This is a genomic window from Staphylococcus agnetis, assembly GCF_002901865.1.
Classification (GTDB): domain Bacteria; phylum Bacillota; class Bacilli; order Staphylococcales; family Staphylococcaceae; genus Staphylococcus; species Staphylococcus agnetis.
Window position 1 is genome coordinate 26250 of record NZ_PPQF01000026.1, and the last position, 19928, is coordinate 46177.

The 19928-nt window shown below is 37.9% G+C and carries 17 protein-coding genes; 4 read left to right on the top strand and 13 right to left on the bottom strand.

The genetic code is table 11. The features are described 5' to 3' along the window. The first annotated feature begins 235 nt into the window (after positions 1-235). From CD172_RS05195 to CD172_RS05205, 3 genes are all read left to right on the top strand, one after another. Positions 236-1624, top strand: a complete 1389-nt coding sequence (locus CD172_RS05195; protein ID WP_085622989.1) for an alanine/glycine:cation symporter family protein — start codon at positions 236-238, stop codon at positions 1622-1624. An 86-nt stretch (positions 1625-1710) separates the two neighbouring features. Beyond that, complete coding sequence (locus CD172_RS05200) at positions 1711-2142, top strand: pyridoxamine 5'-phosphate oxidase family protein (protein ID WP_060551762.1); 432 nt, start codon at positions 1711-1713, stop codon at positions 2140-2142. A 44-nt stretch (positions 2143-2186) separates the two neighbouring features. After that, positions 2187-2558, top strand: coding sequence for a VOC family protein (locus tag CD172_RS05205; protein ID WP_060551763.1), 372 nt, complete (start codon positions 2187-2189; stop codon positions 2556-2558). A 158-nt stretch (positions 2559-2716) separates the two neighbouring features. Here the strand turns inward: CD172_RS05205 and CD172_RS05210 are convergent, their stop codons facing one another. From CD172_RS05210 to CD172_RS05230, 5 genes are all read right to left on the bottom strand, one after another. Continuing rightward, the gene (locus CD172_RS05210; protein WP_103345684.1) at positions 2717-4471 is read right to left on the bottom strand and encodes an ABC transporter ATP-binding protein; all 1755 of its coding nucleotides are present in this window, start codon (positions 4469-4471) and stop codon (positions 2717-2719) included. Between the two features lie 13 nt (positions 4472-4484). Further along, entirely contained in the window at positions 4485-6266 is a 1782-nt protein-coding gene (locus tag CD172_RS05215) for an ABC transporter ATP-binding protein (RefSeq protein ID WP_103345666.1), read from the bottom strand. 99 nt (positions 6267-6365) lie between these two features. After that, entirely contained in the window at positions 6366-7637 is a 1272-nt protein-coding gene (locus CD172_RS05220) for a (Fe-S)-binding protein (protein ID WP_085622941.1), read from the bottom strand. After that, positions 7630-9039, bottom strand: a complete 1410-nt coding sequence (locus CD172_RS05225; protein ID WP_103345667.1) for an FAD-binding oxidoreductase — start codon at positions 9037-9039, stop codon at positions 7630-7632. The genes CD172_RS05220 and CD172_RS05225 overlap by 8 nt, the downstream gene beginning before the upstream one ends. Positions 9040-9255: 216 nt before the next feature. Further along, the gene (locus tag CD172_RS05230) at positions 9256-11535 is read right to left on the bottom strand and encodes a nitric-oxide reductase large subunit (RefSeq protein WP_103345668.1); all 2280 of its coding nucleotides are present in this window, start codon (positions 11533-11535) and stop codon (positions 9256-9258) included. A gap of 467 nt (positions 11536-12002) precedes the next feature. Here CD172_RS05230 and CD172_RS05235 point away from each other — a divergent pair, with 467 nt between their 5' ends. Continuing rightward, on the top strand, positions 12003-12431 hold the full coding sequence (locus CD172_RS05235) for a 6-pyruvoyl trahydropterin synthase family protein (RefSeq protein ID WP_085622936.1): 429 nt from the start codon (positions 12003-12005) through the stop codon (positions 12429-12431). Positions 12432-12537: 106 nt separating this feature from the next. Here CD172_RS05235 and CD172_RS05240 read toward each other — a convergent pair whose 3' ends face one another. The 8 genes from CD172_RS05240 to CD172_RS05275 form a co-directional block, all read right to left on the bottom strand. Continuing rightward, the gene (locus CD172_RS05240) at positions 12538-13251 is read right to left on the bottom strand and encodes an HAD family hydrolase (RefSeq protein WP_103345669.1); all 714 of its coding nucleotides are present in this window, start codon (positions 13249-13251) and stop codon (positions 12538-12540) included. 117 nt (positions 13252-13368) lie between these two features. Continuing rightward, positions 13369-14109 carry a tryptophan synthase subunit alpha gene (gene trpA, locus CD172_RS05245; protein WP_103345670.1) on the bottom strand — a complete coding sequence of 247 codons (741 nt, stop codon included), beginning with the start codon at positions 14107-14109 and terminating at the stop codon, positions 13369-13371. After that, on the bottom strand, positions 14102-15316 hold the full coding sequence (trpB, locus tag CD172_RS05250) for a tryptophan synthase subunit beta (RefSeq protein ID WP_085622930.1): 1215 nt from the start codon (positions 15314-15316) through the stop codon (positions 14102-14104). Before trpB ends, trpA begins: the two co-directional genes overlap by 8 nt. Next, a complete protein-coding gene (trpF, locus tag CD172_RS05255; RefSeq protein ID WP_103345671.1) occupies positions 15313-15942 on the bottom strand; it encodes a phosphoribosylanthranilate isomerase in 630 nt (209 codons plus the stop codon). Before trpF ends, trpB begins: the two co-directional genes overlap by 4 nt. After that, on the bottom strand, positions 15933-16724 hold the full coding sequence (gene trpC / locus CD172_RS05260; protein WP_103345672.1) for an indole-3-glycerol phosphate synthase TrpC: 792 nt from the start codon (positions 16722-16724) through the stop codon (positions 15933-15935). The genes trpF and trpC overlap by 10 nt, the downstream gene beginning before the upstream one ends. Beyond that, positions 16708-17724, bottom strand: coding sequence for an anthranilate phosphoribosyltransferase (gene trpD, locus CD172_RS05265; RefSeq protein ID WP_103345673.1), 1017 nt, complete (start codon positions 17722-17724; stop codon positions 16708-16710). The genes trpC and trpD overlap by 17 nt, the downstream gene beginning before the upstream one ends. 1 nt (position 17725) lies before the next feature. After that, positions 17726-18292 (bottom strand): anthranilate synthase component II, encoded by a 567-nt coding sequence (locus CD172_RS05270; RefSeq protein ID WP_103345674.1) that lies wholly within the window; start codon positions 18290-18292, stop codon positions 17726-17728. Further along, the gene (locus tag CD172_RS05275) at positions 18289-19692 is read right to left on the bottom strand and encodes an anthranilate synthase component I (RefSeq protein ID WP_103345675.1); all 1404 of its coding nucleotides are present in this window, start codon (positions 19690-19692) and stop codon (positions 18289-18291) included. The genes CD172_RS05270 and CD172_RS05275 overlap by 4 nt, the downstream gene beginning before the upstream one ends. Positions 19693-19928 lie beyond the last annotated feature (236 nt).

A 19928-nucleotide genomic window follows, 5' to 3' on the forward strand; every position in this document is an offset into this window, starting at 1 on the left:
AATGTGAATTTTGATGCCAACGTAAGCGTAGAATTACTTTTCGGGCCTTATTGATGCGCATCATCAACTATATAAACATCTTTCAAGTCTATCGACATGTGAAACCACACCCCTTTTACATGTCCGTAGTGCTTGACATGTTTTTAATTAAAAAAATTATGAATTTACAGCAACGAACAACTATCTTATAATTATGAAAGCGTTTTCTTTAATGAAGTCAAATGGAGGGGTTTTTGTGTTAGAATCATTAAATAAAATTAATGCGGTTCTTTGGGGTGCACCGAGTTTAATTTTATTAGTAGGTACGGGATTATTCTTAACGTTCGTCCTCAAAGGATTACAATTCAGTAAATTAGGTCATGCATTTAAGCTTGCCTTTGTTCCTAATAAAAAAGATACGGACGAAAGTGAGGGTGATATTAGTAATTTCAAAGCCTTAATGACCTCACTTGCAGGTATGATTGGTAACGGGAATATTGCTGGTGTCGCAACAGCCGTTACATTAGGTGGCCCAGGTGCTGTCTTTTGGATGTGGGTCGTGGGTTTACTCGGTATGACAACGAAATATGCCGAAGCCTTACTTGCTATGAAATATCGTGATAAGAACCCGATTGGTGAATATATTAGTGGTCCGATGTATTACATTGAAAAAGGATTAGGACCAAAGTTCAAATTTTTAGCTATTGCATTTGCCGTTTTTGGAGCATTTGCCGCTTTAGGTATCGGAAACAGCGTACAATCTAATACTATCGCAGATGTCATGTCTACGAGTTTTAATGTTCAAGGATTTATTACTGGTATTATATTAGTGATACTCATCTCTTTTATCATTTTTGGTGGAATCAAACGTATCAGTGATGTAGCAGGATTTTTCGTGCCGATGATGGCCATTTTATACATAGGTGCTTCTATTTTAATTATCATTATGAATTACGATAAAATCATTCCAGCGTTCGGATTAATTTTTGAGCATGCTTTTACACCAGTGTCAGCTGCTGGTGGCTTCTCAGGAATTGTGGTTATGCAAGCAGTCCAACATGGTGTATCAAAAGGTATCTTCTCAAATGAAGCTGGGCTGGGTACAGTCGCACTTATTTCTGGTAATGCCAAAACGAGTCACCCTGTGATTCAAGCACTTGTTGCAATGACAGGTACTTTTATTGTAACGATTGTTGTATGTACCATGACAGCACTCGTATTGCTTGTCACAGGTTTTTGGGATCCATCAGGTGGTCTACTATCAGGTGTCAGTCATGATCCAGGATTAGAGGCTGGTGCGCTCACAAGTAAAGCGTTTGCCTCTTCACTCGGTATCATCGGTGAATACGTTGTGTCACTTTCTGTTATCTTCTTTGGATTTTCAACGATTATCGCTTGGTTTGTCTATGGTGCGAAGTGTTTTGAATACTTATTCGGCGTAAAACTTGTTGTCATTTACGCAGTGATTTATGTCGTTGCTACATTTGTAGGTACTGTAGCAAACTTGCGTTTAGTATGGGCTTTCGCTGATATGGCTAATGCATTAATGATGATTCCGAATTTGATAGGTCTCTTATTCTTATTCAAAGTTATTAAACAAGAAACAGACGATTATTTTAAACCGTCGACTCGTGAATTTAAATAATAAAAAACAAGTTGTGAACGTAATGACTACGCATCACAACTTGTTTTTTTATCGCTTGACATGGGTAGATGATACTGAGGTGATATATAATGAAACAAGAAGCAATTCAAAAAATTAATGAAGTTATAGAACACTCACGTATCGGTGTTTTAGCAACGTCTTATCATGATCAACCAAATAGTCGTTATATGATTTTTTATAATGATGGTCTAGATTTATATACAAAAACAAGTAAACAAACCCCAAAATTTGAAGAAATTAAACATAATCCTAAAGCACATGTCCTCTTAGGTTACGAAGAGAACAATCAATTGCCTTATGTAGAACTTGAAGGTGCAATTGAGATCGTTACAGATCAACAGCAAATAGATTGGCTATGGCAAGAACAAGATAAAACTTTTTTTGATTCAAAAGAAGATCCTGATTTAGTCGTATTACGTGTGATTCCGAACAAAGTTATGCTACATGAACAAAAAGATGGCAACGGACCAATTGAAATTGATGTCAGTAACCTTTAAAATAGGGCATCATACTGAAATGAATAAAACATAAGGAGTTCAACATGATAGCACAATTACAAGAAGTAATGTTATATGTCGATGATCAAGAGAATGCAAAACAGTTTTGGACGGACAAATTGAATTTCCACGTGGTATCTGATGATGTGACGAATGACATGCGCGTCATTATTTTAAAACCGACACCTGACGCTGAAACGGCCATTGTGTTACACGATAAAGCAAAAGTCGAAGCGATGGAAATGGGCGTCGATACCGGTACGCCTTCTTTAATGTTTGTTTCGGAAGATATTCATGCTTTATATGATAACTTAAAGTCAAAAGGCGTAACTGTTGGCGAAAAAGTTGAAATGAACGGTGGCATTGTATTTAACTTCGCCGATGATGAAGATCACTATTTTGCAGTTAGAAACTAAGAATGTATCCATGAATGAACCTCATCAAAAGTGCCTTCAAAATTCATTTTTTAAATGAACTTTGAAGGCTTTTTACATGCAACATATAGTCGATTGTTTTATAAGAAATCGGGATTCCAAATATAATATTACTACGATTAATGCAACTGTTTTAGATGCTAGTGCGTTTTGCCATTGCGTTGTAATTGATACATTTTTTGGTAAATACCACCTTGTTGAATTAACGTATCATGCGATCCCCGTTCTACAATTTCACCTTGGTGTAAGACAAGGATTAAATCCGCATCTTGAATTGTTGATAGTCGATGTGCAATCGCAAGTGTAGTTCTACCGTGTCTCATTTTCGTTAAAGACTGTTGAATGAGTTCTTCCGTTTCTGAATCAATGTTGGCAGTTGCTTCGTCCAAAATTAAAATTTTCGGATCTATCGCCATAGTACGTGCAAAAGCAATCAATTGACGTTGACCACTTGAAAGCGTACTTCCTTTTTCAATCACTTTATGATCATAACCGTCTTTAAATTTCATAATAAAATCATGTGCATACACAAATTTGGCTGCACCTTCAATTTGTTCAAATGTCATCGTTGGATGATATAGTTTGATATTAGACGCGATAGAACCATAAAACATAAATGGGTCTTGTAGCACTAGTCCAATTTTAGATTTCAGTTCTCCTTTAGGGATGTTTTTTACTGATTGCCCATCAATCAAAATATCCCCTCGTTCAAATTCATAAAACCGCATAAACAAGTTGATAATCGAACTTTTCCCCGAACCAGTATGACCTACAAGTGCGACTGTTTGACCAGGTTCTGCAGTGAAATCAATGTTTTTCAATACATCATGCTGCCCATCATAACTAAATGACACATTTTTAAACTCTATACGGCCCGCAGTAATACGCGATGCATTTTCAGGTTGAACAGGTGCTAAGTCCTCATTGTCCATCATATGAAATACACGGCTAGCAGACACAACTGCTTGTTGGAAAATATTTAAATTTTGACTGACTTGGTTAATCGGCTCAAAAAAACGTTGCATATATTGAATAAAAGCATAAATGGTACCAGCAGTAACCACGGTTTTAAAGCTCAACATTCCAAAATAAGCCAAAATAGCAACTATAGATAATGTTGAAATAAGTGTAATCGCTGGCCTCAATAATAATCCATCAAGACGTATCGTTTTAAGCATATAATCATAGTGCGCACGATTTATTGTTTCAAATTCCGCTTTAAGACGTTGTTCTTGGTTGAACACTTGAATAATTTTCATACCTTCAATTGATTCACCAAGTTTCGCGTTTAAATCTGATAGTTTGCGTCTCGTTTCATAAAAATATACTGATGCATATTTTCTATATAATGCGAGTACTAAAACGATTAATGGAACAAAGCACATCGCAAAAAATGCCATTTTTATATCTAAAACAAACATCATTATAAAACTACTCATTACCATAAAAATCGCGATTAAAAATGTCGCAAGTACACCTGTAAACATTTCTACGATAGCCTCAGTATCGTTTGTTAACCGTGATACAATACTCCCACTTGGAGTCTGGTCATAAAACCGCATTCCTAAATTAGCTATATCTCTGAAAGCATCAATTCGCAGTTGTTGAATCACTTTTAATGCTAAATATTCTAAATAATACAAACTAAAATAGGCTGTTAATGCACCTAATAGTTCTACACCAATAAATAATACGAGGATAACGATCAGATCATTTCCTGGGAAATGTCTAGGCACAAGGTATTGATCGATAAACACTTTAATGATATAGGGAACCGCCATACTCGCAGCGGTTGTTAATATTAGTAATGATAACGCACGTACAATTAACGACTTAAAAGGTAGCGTATATTTAAGGAGACGACCTAGCGTTTTCATCTGTTCTTTCGATGTCATTTGTGGTTGTGTTTCACTCACGATCAGCCCCCCTTTGTGTTTGTTGATCTAAAGCTTGATTCAAACGATTTTCCATTGCTTGTGCTTGAAACGTTTCCGCATACCAACCTTGTTGTTGGAGTAATGCTTCATGTGTTCCTTTTTCAACAATGGTACCGTCACGCATCACAATAATTAAATCCGCATGCATGACAGCACTCATACGATGTGCTGTAATAATATTGGTTTTGCCTTTTCGTTCTTGTTTCAAATTTTGTAAAATTCGTGTTTCTGTCTCAGCATCCACAGCGGATAGAGCATCGTCTAAGATGAGTACTTCCGGGTTCATTAATAAGGCACGTGCGATGGAAATACGTTGTTTTTGCCCTCCTGATAACGAAACCCCACGTTCACCCACTACTGTGTCATACTGATCGGGTAATGACATAATGTCTTGATGAATACGACTCATTTCACTCACGTGATAAAGCGTAGCGTCATCTATTTCAGGTTCGCTGAATGCAATGTTACCTCGAATTGTTGATGAAAATAAAAAATGATCTTGCGGCACACATCCAAATTGTTCTCTAAGTAGATGAATCGGATACTGATAGAGCGCATGTCCACCATAGGTAATATCCTGTGCACGGGGTGGATCAAATTCTCTTAATAGTAATCGAATTAACAAACTTTTGCCAGACCCTGTATTTCCCACAATCCCCACAGTCATCCCCGGTTCAATGGTGAAATGTACGTGATGTAAATGCGATTCTGTATCGTCTTCAAAGGTAAACTGTTTCAACTGAAATACGATGTTCCCTTGGGGCTTTTCAGATAGTGTTTCATGCGTGTGCGTGTCATTGGGAACTGCTAATAAATCACGAATACGGTCATAAGAAGCACTACCTCGTTGAATAATGTTAAAGAAAAAACCTAAGGCAAGTAAAGGCCATACCAACATACCAAGGTATGTTGTGAAAGTGACGAGTTGTCCAATCGTAATGGCGTTATCTACTACCATATAGGAACCAAATATGACACTTAATAAATAACTGGTACCAATGACGAGCTGAATTGTTGGATCAAACAGTGCATCGATTTTAGTAACAGTGAGATTTTTTAAAACAACACGGTCACTTAATTCACGAAAATCCGCTTCATCCGCACGTTCGTATCCAAATGATTTTGTGACTTTAACTCCCGCAATACTTTCTTGCGTTTTATCATTTAATTCACTAAATGCCCCTTGCGCTTCTTTAAATCCTTTATGAAGTAATTTCCCATAATATTGCGTTAATATTACAAGAATCGGTAGTGGTATCATCGCAATGAATGTAAGTTTTGGGCTGACTGTGAGTGCCATAATCACAAGGGTTATACCGCCCATAATTACCGCATCCGCAATGGTCATCACCCCAATCCCTGCGGTACTTTGAACAGCACGAATATCATTTGTGGCATGTGCCATGAGATCCCCTGTACGATATTTTTGGAAAAAGGATGGCCGCATACTTAAATATTTATCATAAAGTTCTCCTCTTAATAATCGACCAAGTTTAGCACTAGCACCAAAAAGTTGTGTACGTGAGTAAAATCTTAAGATATACACGGTAACGCCTGTCAATAATATAATCATTAAGTACATCATTAAACGCGACGGTGTTAATGACTGTGCTGTAATATGGTCAATTACACGCCCAATGATGTGTGGAGGCACTAAACTGCAACATGCTGTAATCATCATCGCGATGATTGCGGTACTGAACCGCCATTTTTCTTGCTTAAAGAACCAACCGAGTGTTCTAAATACTTTCATAACATCCCTCCCTTTCACGGACGTTCTATCATTGTTAACATTAAATTAATTCGTCTGAGCGATAAGCATCGTTACATCTCTGACGCCCCTTTCTCAATTTTATAATGTGATACGACATGCTTCAGCGACGACTTCCACGACATGTTTGACATCAATCTGGTCAGATAAACCTTCACGTTCAACCCCCAATTTCATTTGTAAATGACAACCAGGGTTTGAGGTAATGATGAGGTTGGGTTGTTGTGTTTTAACATGTTTCATCTTTTCATCTAAAATTTGCATCGCTGCATCATAATGTACTAAATTATAAATTCCTGCCGAGCCACAACAGTGATGTTGATTTGGAAAATCATGTAGTGTAAGTCCAGGTAACTTCGTTAATAGTGATTCGGGTTCTTGAACAACACGTTGCACATTTTCTAAATGACATGACGGTTGATAAACCGCTTCATAATTTAAGGTGTGTCGCACGGGTAACGGATAATCATTTAAGATTTCTGATATATCACGTACTTTGTTAACAAACGCTTTGGCACGGTCATGCCAAAGTGTGCCTTCCTCAAATAACGTGTCATACTCTTTTAACGCTGCACCACATCCCCCTATGGTGTTAACGATGTAATCAAAATCATATTGTTCATAAGCCTCAATATTTTGTTTTGCAAGTTGAATCGTACTTAACGTTTGCCCTGCATGGTGTTGAAGTGCACCACAACATGTTTGAGATGGGATATTCGTCACTTGAAGTCCTTGTGCTGCCATAATACGTAGCGCTAGTTGGTTAATATGACTAAAGAACGCATCCATCATACATCCTTGAAAAAAGCCTACTGTAACAGTGCTTTCACACTTAAATGTGCGCTCCCAGTGATTAATCGATGGATGAACTTCAGGCATCACCCTTTGAAACTGTGCATATTTAGGCGCCATTTTTAAGAGATTTGTTGATTTAATTACTTTTTCAAGACCCGATTTTTGATATAATCGCAACCCTTTATTGACAAGGCGTAATCGATTTTTATGCGGAAGTAATCCGTGAAATGTGGTATAACGTATCATCTTTTCAACTTTAGACTTCGGTCGCACGTCATATAATACTTCAACGGCTGAACTTAAAATGTCTCCATAACGCACATGGGTGGGGCACACCGTTTCACATGCCCGGCATCCTAAACATAAATCAATACTTTCTCCCATATCTTCTAAAGTAATTTTCTCTTCTGCAGCCATTTTCACTAAATTTATACGTCCTCTTGGAGAATGTTTTTCATTTTTAAAAGTGACATATGTAGGACAAGCAGGTAAACAATATCCGCACTGCACACAATCAAAAGTGGCCTCGTAATCAAGTTGTGTTTTTAAATTAGTCATGTTGCAACACCAACCTTGACTCTCCGACTTCCGGAAAGATTTTGCCAGGATTTAATAGATTGTCAGGATCTAATGCTTGTTTAATCGCTTTCTGAAAGTGTACACCATTCTCCCCTAATTCTCTTGTCATAAATGGTTTTTTCATCGTACCTATGCCATGCTCACCTGAAAGCGTGCCTCCCAGTGCAATCGCATATTCAAAAATTTCTTCTACCGCACGTTCAACATTTTTAACCGCTATCGGATCTCGCATATTCGCATTAATTGTTGGATGTAGATTCCCATCACCTGCATGACCAAAAATGACAATGTTTAATTGATATTTTTCTTTTAATTCAGATATCTTTTTAAACATTTGTGGGATTTTACTTAAAGGTACTGTGGCATCTTCTGATATTTTCGTATAGCCACTTTCCACTACTGCAGGGGATACCGCTTTACGCACTTGCCACAATGCATTTTCTTCTTCTTTTGTTTGTGCAATTTTGATGTCCGTGACATTTATGTTTTCGAGCGCCTGTTTGATTGTCGTCATTTCTTGCGTCAAAGCTTCAGGCTCTCCATCGACTTCAACCAAAAGAATCGCTGCTGCACTACGTGGTAAATTTAACCCAGCATAATCCACTACTTTATTCACCGCGTGATGATCTAATATTTCCATTTTAGAAGGACGTACACCTGACGTTAATATTTGAGAAATGGATTGTCCAGCCTTCTCAAGTTGTTCAAATACAATCATTGCAGTTTGAGTGGCTTTTGGTTTAGGTATCAATCTTAAGGTCGCTTCTGTGATAATGCCTAATGTTCCTTCAGCTCCAACGAGTAATTTTGTTAAATCATACCCCGTTACATTTTTTATCGTTTGACCACCCGTTTTAATGATATCGCCACGTGCTGTCACCACCTCAAGACCAATGACATAATCTTTCGTAACACCATATTTAACACCGTGGGGACCTCCAGCATTTTCAGCTAAATTCCCTCCAATGGTACACACTGCTGAAGATGATGGATCAGGTGGATACATTAATTGATGCTTTTCTGCTAAGGCATGAATATCAGCCGTTTTCACCCCGGGTCGTGTTTTGATGATTAAATCTTCTGGGTATATGACGGGTGCGTCATTCCACTGTGAAAAATCAAGTACAATGCCTCCTTGAACAGGTAAAGTTCCGCCTGATAAATTGGTGCCCGCCCCTCTAGGATAAATGGGACATTGGTATTGGTTCGCAAGTTTAACAATCGCTTGAACCTCTTTTGTACTACACGGTTGCGTCACAACATCGGGAATATATTGCCCAAATGAACCGTCATAACCATATGACACCAGTGATGCAGTATCATCAAACGCCCGTTCATCTAAAAGTGATTTTAACATTTGTTTCATTTTTTCATGTTGCATCAAATTCCCCCCTTATTTGATAGCGATTTCATGTTTCTATCTATTTTACACGATTCAAATTGGTTTCGCATGGTCTTTATCAATGTTTTGTCATTTTACAATAGAATAAGACCGTACTTATGGTGGCACATCCCTATACCCTTCAACTTTTCATTGCGCATCAGTAAAAAGCGTGGCGACTACGTTTAAAAACAATAGTTACCACGCTTTGTATGATTAATGATTATTTACCTTTTTCACGTACATAAAGGCACGGACAGTAATGACGAATAAGATGATCACACCTGCTGTAAAAATTAAATCCCAAGGCATGCGTCCCCACATCAACCAAAAAACAGTATCTTGTTGATAAAACTCTGGTAAACGTGCATGCCAATATCCATGTTCTAATGCATCTTTAAGCTGTATATACCCTACTGGCAACAATGTCACTAACACCATTCCAGCAAGACCAATGTTTAATAACCAACATGCAATGGATATCCACTTTTCTGTACGGCGTGTCCATAGTTCAGATCGTGTGATATTACGTAATACGTAAAGTAAAATTGCGATTGAAAACATGCCATACACTCCAGCCATAGAACCGTGCGCATGAGCGGCAGTCCACTGTGTGCCGTGTTCGAAATAGTTAATGGCTGGCGCATTGATTAAGAAACCTAAAGCGCCTGCACCTAACGCATTCCATAGCCCTGTAGAGGCTAAGAAAATAAATGTTCCTTTATACGGAAATTCTATTTTACTAAATTTATATACACGATAATGCGTATAAGCTTCCCATATTAACAAACATAAAGGGACCACTTCTAAAGCTGAAAAACTCGATCCTAATGCCAACCAAATTGAATGGTCACCTTGCCAATAATAATGGTGTCCCATACCCACAATACCCGTTCCAAGTAGCAATATAATTTGAAAATAGAGCGCACGTATCGTCGAGCGAATGGTTGTTAATTTCATGTCTACCATTAAGAATCCAATAAGTATGACTGCAAAAGCTTCAAATATACCTTCAACCCATAAATGAACAATCCACCACCGCCAATAATCGGCAAAAGTTACATGTGTATTAGGCATGATAAATAATGAGGCTAAATAAAATAGTGGAATGGCGATAGCGCCGATAAATAATAGTAAAATCAAGCGGTTTCTATGTTGATCTGTTCCTAGCTTAATCGCCGGTATAAAGCCTCTAGCTAAAATAACCATCCATAAAATCATTCCGATAATAAATAAGATTTGCCAAAACTTGCCAAGCTCGATATATTCCCAACCAAAATGACCGAATAACCACCATTTTTCGTTAATCCAACCTAAAATATTTCCCCATTCACCCAGCATGCTACCACCAGCAACAATTAACAGTGCTATAAATAATATATCAACGAGCTTTCCTTGATGTTTAGGCTCTTTGCCTAATACTCGAGGGACGACATAAATACCTGTCGCAAGCCATATTGTTGCTACCCAAAATATCACTAATTGTAAGTGCCATGTTTTAGCGATATTAAATGGGAAGAGTTTTTGTAAAGGTATACCGAAAAATTCATTTTCAACGTAGTAATGCGCCATCAGTTCTCCGAGAAGAATTTGAATTAAAAAGAGTATCATAACGACGACAAAATACTTTGCAGTTTTTGCCTGACTGCTCGTAATCGTCTCAGGAATTTTAATTTTAGGTAAATGTTTTTCACCTTTATATGTCGCTTCCATATCAAATTGGTACCGTCTCTGGAAATAAATAATGATTGCGACACCGGCAACGAGTAATGCAACAGAAATCGCAGACCAAATTAACGCTTCACTTGGCATCGTATTTCCCGCCTGAGCATCATAAGGCCAATTATTCGTGTAAGAGAATTGTCGGTCAGGACGATCAGTCGAGGATAACCAGGCACCCCAGAAAAAGAAATCACTTAAGTGTTCAATTTTATTTCCTTTAACCATATAATCATCAATTGTAAATTGATCTATCATATTTTGAGGTAACCCTGCTTGCTTAGGATTGTTGACAAATTCTTTTTGATAAAATTGTCGAACATGTTTTAAACCTGCAACTTGGGCATCTGTTAACACGAGTTCATCCTTTGTTTTAGAATAGCGATTGATGCGGATCTCTTTTCTCACTTTATCTTCAATACCCGCTTGTTGCATTTGAGTTAAATTTTTAAAAGATTTATGATGTAACGTTTGCGCATAATAATGATGCATCCCTTGTATATATTGATGTAATGTTTCAGCAGTATAATCAGGTCCGAGATAAGAGCCGTTTCCTAAATAAGACCCGTAATCTGTTAAACCGTATTTTTCGTAAATGGCTTGACCGCTAATCAGCTCTGCTTTAGAGATTAATGTTTTACCGTTTTCATCGACAACCTTAGTCGGTCGCGGTGCCTCATTTTCAAATATTAGCCAGCCACCTAAAAGTAATATTGAGAATACCGCGACTAAAATACTGATAAGCACTTTAGACAACGTCCGATATGGGCTTCCCATTTACCTCACTCCTTACACGTATTTTTTGCACTTTCAGAATACGCCTAGTTCAAATGAGAGTAAATATCATTATCAATTAGTTCTTTATTTTGTCATAATTATATTTTTAAATATTATTCACTGTTATAACTATTTATACTCTATTATTCTTTTATAACGCCATTAAATCATATAATTATCGATAATTTTTACATTAGTGTTTAGAACAATTAGTCCCTTGTCTTTGATATTTGATTCCCTAATTTAGAAAGCAATACTCCCTTAGGTCAAGACGTTTAATCATTCTAGTCAATGCATATCAATAGCCAGTTTTAGATATCAATTCAGTATTTTCACCTACTTCGACTATTTAAAGTAAATAATAAAAACTTGTACAAGTGACACACCACGTTCCCCATTCACAAGACACCTTCCTTCGAACCACAATAATATTATGTTATGATACTAAAAAAGAGGGAGTGGGATGTATGTCTAAATTTGATAACGTGACACCACCAAAACAATTTGCGCAACATCACAAAACCATATTAGTGTTACGCCATTATGAGTTTACTGCGGATGCCCGCATATTTTTAAGTGAAACCGCACATCACGATTTAAAGGACAACCGCTATCTCATAGATATTGAATTGTGGTCAAAAACAGATGATTTGGGGATGGCTATTGACTTTAGAATCATCGACAACATTTATAAAACGCATTTAAAACCCAAACTGGACGGCCAATTATTAAATGAAACATTACCCGATATGAATATCACACTAGAAAACTTAATTTACTGGTTTTGGGATACGTTGAGTGCACATTTGCCAGAAGACGTTTCTCTTAATGCCATCACTATGTATGAAACCCCAGAGCAAGGTGTGCGCTTTACCAGAGATATCATGGCACAATAACATTACGGGTATGTTCATATTATGACGCACAAAAATAACCTTCAAAGGTCATTTTCGCTTATGAGCTTTGAAGGTTATTAATTTTGTCATTCTAATATACATATCATTATGCTTTTTCATTCATTAGTGTTTGAATCACTTCAACTAATGCCTCTTCACTATCTACATAGTAATCCGGTTTATAACCTTCATGCGTTGCCGGGCGATTGCGTCGATTGAACCAAATGACACGCCACCCTGCATTTAACGCGCCGATGACGTCATTTTCAAAATTATCCCCTATATAAAATGTACGCTGAGGATTTAAATCCAATTCACTAACGACTTGTTGAAATAGTGCTACATCTGGTTTTGACATACCCTCTTCTGCAGAAATAAAAATATGTGACTCTGGAATGTAATGATCTAATTCAAGCGTTTTTATTTTTAATCGTTGATGATGACTCTCACCATTGGTAATGATGCCACAAGGGATGTCGCGTGATTTTAATAGATATAGTAACGTTTTAATAGGATGTGACAACGCAATCCCATTTAAAGCATGTTCGTAATCATGTTGAAATGCGATGGCTTTTCTTTCTGGTAAAGTAATGTCGAAATCATTAAGTGCTGCTGTAATACGATAAATGTGCATTTCAGTTACCGTCATACGACCATCTTGCGTTTGTTCAAATACGAGGTCACTATAGTGACGAAAATGTCGATATAATGACGCAACACTAATATCGCTATCTGCAAAGTGATAATGATACGCAACATTAAATGCTTGGAGTTGATCATACAACGTATCATCTAAATCAAAAATAAACGTATACGTCATGCGTGCCACACCCTTTCTATAACTATTGTTACCGTTATTATAACGTGTTGCGTTACATTTAACACCCTTATTGTCTACAATGATTTAATTAATTTTCGTAAATTTAACAATAACGGCTTACGTCGTCGTTGCTTCGTTTAATACGTCCCTAATGTTTTGTAAGTATGCTGCAGTCTCATCCTTCCCAGTTTCATGAAATCTTTTCACAATTTCACTTCCTATGATGACGCCGTCTGAAACGGTAATGATATCTTGAACTTGTGAAGCATCTCGGATACCAAAACCAGACATCACCGGAAGTGGCGTATACGTTTTTAACTTTTGAATACGCTGTTTCAGTTCAGGATGAAAGTTGCCATCTTGACCTGTAGTTTGATTCATCGTCACAGTATAGATAAATCCTTCTGCTTTTTCAGCAATGGCTTTCATACGATCTTCTGAAGCGGTCATTGCGACAAGGGAAATGAGTTTGACCTTACGCTTTGGATAGCGCGCTTTTAATTGTTCAATGTATTCAAAAGGCATATCCGGAATGATTACGCCGTAGATCTGAAGCTCATCCATCTTATGCATAAATGCCGCTTCCCCATATGTTTCAATCATATGGGCATAAGTCATCAAAATAAGATGGGTTGACAGCTCATGACGATGTGCGCTGAGCTGATTTAAAATCACCTCTAATGTCATACCTGCTGCTATCGCGCGTTCACCTGCTGCTTTTATGATCGGCCCATCTGCAACAGGATCAGAAAAGGGAATGCCTATTTCTACATAATCCGCACCACTACGATCAAGTACTTTTAACTCCTCGATAAAATGAGGCCCTCCCATTATATATGCGACAAACGCTTTATTCATGATGACCACCTTCCTTATTTTTTATATAATTTCGGATTGTTTCCATATCTTTATCACCACGCCCTGAAACTGTCACGACGATGATTTGGTCTTTATCCATTTGAGGTGCAAGTTTTTCAACATAACTTAATGCATGTGCACTTTCAATAGCCGGTATGATTCCTTCTGCTTTAGAAAAACGAATTAAGGCATCCATTGCTTCAGAATCTGAAGCCGATTCATATGTGACACGTCCTATATCATGATAATAACAATGTTCTGGTCCTACACCCGGATAATCTAACCCAGCAGAGATGGAATGCGCCAATTTAATTTGATGTTCGTCGTCTTGAATTAAATACATTTTTGCACCGTGCAAGATACCTTTTTTACCTTTTGTGATTGCTAAGGCATGGCGATCGGTATCAACGCCATGACCTGCCGCTTCTACACCATAAAGTTTGACATCATCTTCTATAAACGGATAAAATGTGCCAATCGCATTCGATCCACCACCAATACAAGCCACGACCGCATCTGGTAAGCGCTTTGTTTGGGCGCGCATTTGTGCTTTAATTTCATCACCTATAACGCGTTGAAAATCACGCACCATCGTTGGAAACGGGTCTGGACCTAGCGCTGAACCAAGTAAATAGTGCGTATCATCCACATGTGCCACCCAATATTGTAATGCTTTATTCACTGCATCAGAGAGCGTTCCTTGTCCTTCCTCTACAGAGACCACTGTTGCACCAAGTAACTCCATACGAAATACATTTAATTGCTGACGTTTAATATCTTCTGCTCCCATGAACACGACCAATTCCATATCGAATAATGCAGCAACTGTCGCACTAGCCACGCCATGTTGACCCGCGCCCGTTTCAGCTACAAGTTTCTTTTTGCCCATGCGTTTGGCGATTAATGCTTGACCAAGTGCATTATTAATTTTATGCGCGCCTGTATGGTTTAAATCTTCACGCTTCAGATAAATTTTGGCACCCCCTAGTGCTTCTGTGTAAGATTTCGCATAGGTTAACGGTGTTTCTCTACCCACATAGTTTTTTAAATATGATTTGAATGTTTTGAAGAAATTAGGATCTGCTTGCGCTTCCTGATACGCCTCTTTTAATTCTGCAATCGCTGGCATTAATGTTTCAGGCACATAACGTCCGCCGTAGCCACCAAACAACCCATTTTCATCTGCATGTAATTGAATGTTTTTCATTTTATTACTCCTCTCACCGTCTCAACAATTTGCGTCATTTTTTGTGTATCTTTAATACCTTTATCACTCTCGATACCACTTGCAATGTCTACCCCTTCTATAAATGGATAGGATGTTAACAATTGATGAATGTTTTCGTCATTGACCCCACCGGCTACCACTACCGGGGTCTCACTCAGCTGTTTGAGTTTGTGCCAATCAAAAGTTTGCCCAGAGCCTCCAAACATACTGGTCGGCGTATCGACAATGATTTTATCTACATATGGCGCGACATGTTCAATCTGATACATGAGTTCATCATCTGCATGTAATGCCTTAAAAATTTGCAACTCAGGATTGTGGTCTCTCAACTTTTGTAATGTAGATATCGTCTCATCACCATGGAGCTGAAGTGTATTCACTCGTGTACATTTAATGATCTGTTCTATATGCGCATGGGGCATATTAACGGTTACCGCAACACGGTCGATATGTTCTGGAATATGTTTTGTTAATTTGGCCAATTGCGTAAAATCAACATAACGTTGACTTTTAGGAAAAGTGATAAACCCTAGTGCATCGATATTTAATTGACATGCAGCTTGCACATCGACTTCACGTGTAAATCCACATAACTTTAAGTACAACGCTCATCCCCCCTTTGGAGCCTCATTGCCTGTATTAAAGCGCTAGGGTCATCCGACTTCATCAATGCCTCTCCTACGAGCACCCCATGGATACCAGAAGGTTGAATCATCTCTATGTGCGAATGATGTTGAATACCACTTTCTGAAATATAATGTATGTCGGAACGCGATGTTTTGAGTATGTCATTGGTGTGTTCCACGTTTGTAACAAAACGTCTTAAATCACGGTTATTCACACCAATCAATTTAGGATGAATGCGGTGCGCTCGAGCTAATTCTGCTTTACTGTGTACTTCCACTAATACTTCTAATCCTAATGCTGTCGCGTAATCATACAATGCTTTTAATTGTGTATCATCCAAAATATAGACGATTAATAAAATTACAGATGCCCCTGCCTTTTTTGCTACATCAATTTGCCGTTGATCAATGATAAAATCTTTGCATAAAATCGGACATGTCGTCGTGGGTGATAATGCGGCGAGCCGTTCAAAAGACCCTTGAAAGTATGCTTCATCAGTCAAAATAGATATTGCGGCTGCACCACCTTCTGTATATGCCTTCACTTGGTCTTCTAAACAACGTTTTGGTATATCATTAACGGTAGGGCTTTTCGATTTTATTTCTGCAATCACTTCAATTTGATGACTATGATCTAACCGATGTTGTAACGTATTTTTATGCTGTGTATCAACACGAGGCAAAGTATTTAATTTGTCTTCGTAATAACCTTCTTTAAGCAATTGCTTTTTATATAAGACGATTTCATCCAACAGATTCATGTTCTGACTCCTTTACCATTTTTAAATATTGACGGTAGGCTTGACCACTCTGTATGAGCTGTGCTGCTTGTATCACGCCGTCTTGAAAATTAATGGCTTTTTCAGCAACGTAAAGTGCTATCGCTGCATTTAAAATCACGACATCACGACATACAGACGTATTCGCTCCTTTTAAAATACTAAGCATAAGTGCCTTATTTTCTTCAGGCGTTCCACCTCTAAGTTCAGAATTATCAGCGGAACGTAACCCTAGCTCTGTCGCATTGAGTGTATAGGACGTCACTTGACCTTCATTAACTTCATATATAAGGTTATCTCCAGAAAGCGTTGCTTCATCCATGCCGCCAGCACCATGAATGACAATAGCCTTTTTACGCCCTAAACGTAATAACGTTTCAGCAGTGATCGCAATACGATGAGGATCATATATCCCCATTACTTGATAGTCGAGTTTAAATGGGTTGATCATAGGTCCAACAATATTAAAAATGGTAGGATGCTGAATTCTTTTTCGGACAGGTTGTAATTGCTTCATAATTGGATATGCCGTTATGGCACTTACAAAAGCAAGGTTCGTTTCTGTGAGCTGTTTTGGAACATTATTCACAGGTGTCGTTGAGATGCCTAATGCTTGTAACACATCGACGCTTCCTGACTGGGAGGTCACACTTTTATTACCATGTTTGACTACGGACACACCAGCTGCCGCTACTATAAACGAAACCGTTGTTGAAATGTTAAAACTATTTGATTCGTCTCCACCTGTCCCACAGACACACATGCTTCCGGAATATTCAGGTTGGGGATGATATGTTGTTTGAATCAGTTTAGCTGTAAGATGATATAATTCATCCGCCGTCTCCCCTTTTTTTGTGTATGCTTTAAGCAAAGTCACTTTATCGTGTAATAGAACATCTTCTGAAAGTAATGTTTGTACAAATGTATGAATATCTTGTTCTGATAATGATTGGTTCTGTCTTAAAGTATCAAGTAACCTCATATTAGTGCCCTTCCTTTCTCGCCATAGCGATAAAATTAGCGATGATGTGCGCAACATCTGGACTCGCAAACGACTCCGGATGATACTGGACCCCTACATGTAATCGATATTGATGTTGAAATGATTGAATCGCGTCTATCGTTCGTCCAGTAATTTGCAACGCTTTTGGTAACGTACTTTCATCACAAATAAGTGAATGGTACCTCATAATATCTGAATATTCTGATATATTTTTATATAAAGGTGATGGTGTTTGGAATTGTAATTGATCCATTTTTCCATGCATCACCTTTTCGCCCACTCGCACAGTGCCACCATAATAACAATATAGTGCCTGTGCACCTAAACAAATGCCTAAAATTGGTAAATGTTTAAAGTGTTCAATAATTTCTGCTAAATGTGTCGTATCGTTTGGGTGACCTGGTCCAGGAGAAATCACTACGACATCTGGTTGATAATGATACAATGTTGGATCATCAGAATAGACGACGTTTACTTCATCATAAGGATGTAATAAATCAACTAAGTTATATGTGAATGAATCATAATTATCGATAACGAGAATCATAACGTTACCTCCAATAGGCTTTTAGCTTTAAGACGTGTCTCTTCTAGTTCTTTTTCAGGTACAGAATCATATACTACACCACAACCCGCTTCAACATTGACATGCGTCTCATCTATAACCATTGTACGTATCGTTAATGCTAAATCTAACGCATGATCACAATTAATATAACCAATCCCTCCACTATAGACCCCTCGTTTAAAGGGATAATATTCATACAGGCGCTGAATGGCTCTAATTTTAGGTGCACCTGATACTGTTCCAGTTGGCAGTAATGAGGTGATAACGTCCATAGGAGTCGCATCTTGATTTAATGTACCAATCACTTCACTCACGATATGCATCACATGCTCGTATCGTTCAATCGTCATCAGTTTTGGGATACGCAATGAGCCAGGCTGGGCAATTCTTAAAATATCATTCCGACCTAAATCAACTAACATGCGATGTTCACTTAATTCTTTTTCATCCTGTAAAAGCTTCGTAGCATTTTCGGCATCTTCCATATCGTTAGCACCTCGTTGAATCGTGCCTGCTATCGGATTCGTCATCACTTCTTGATGCTTCACTTTTACGAAACTCTCAGGTGAGCTACCAACAAAAATATCAGCTCCCATATTGTAATAAAACATATATGGACTTGGATTATTACGTTTCAGTTGTTGATAGAGTTGATAGGACAACGCATTTTTATATGCACCAAAGTGGTGTTTATAACGATAAATACGTGACGGAACGACTTGAAACATATCACCTTGTTGAATTAAATTCTTGAACATTGCAACACGTTCAATAAACAATGTATTCGAAATGTTCGTTTCTATCTCTTTATAACGATTTGGCAGTGGATACTGACGTTCAAAGAGTTCAATATGATCAAACACTTGCATCATCTCATCTAGTCGCTTTGACAATGTGGCATCTGATACCTTCGAGAAAAAGTTTGTCGCAATAACATAAATTTGTTCTTTATAATGGTCAAATACATACACAGATTCAACCATATGAAACAACGCATCATTCGTCTCTCCTGTGATTTTTTGTTGTTTTAATATTGGAAATGCATGACGTACAAGATCAAAACTACAATATCCCATAAAGCCTGATACAAACGGCAGCGTCTTTAATGACGCCTCCTCTATAGTTGCTTTAAAGTCATTAATATATGCCTTCAATGCCTCGTATGGATGTGTTGTAATTTGTTGGTAATGGTCTGGCGTCTGAATATGTAACACTTCATCTTTTAATGCACAGTGTCCATAAGTGTCAAAAACAACAATGGAAAAACGTCCTTTCGTCTGGTCCGTCGTCGCACTTTCTAGAATGATCTTTTTATCTTGGTGTCTTGCAAGAGTTTCTGGATTCACCGGCGCATTAAGCACACGATATTTTATAATCATTGAATCATCCCTCCTTTTAAAATAAAAAACCACGCATGATTGTCCATATAAAGGACGCTTCACGCGCGGTACCACCTTAATTAGCAGTAAAAACTGCTCACTCTCATTATGCAATTGGTTGCTTACAGAAAAACCCAATTCACTTCATAAAGGTATGAACTCACATCAACCGTTCATTTTCTGACACTACCAGTTATAAAGTTACTTCATTTTTCCTCACAAAATATAAAACACCA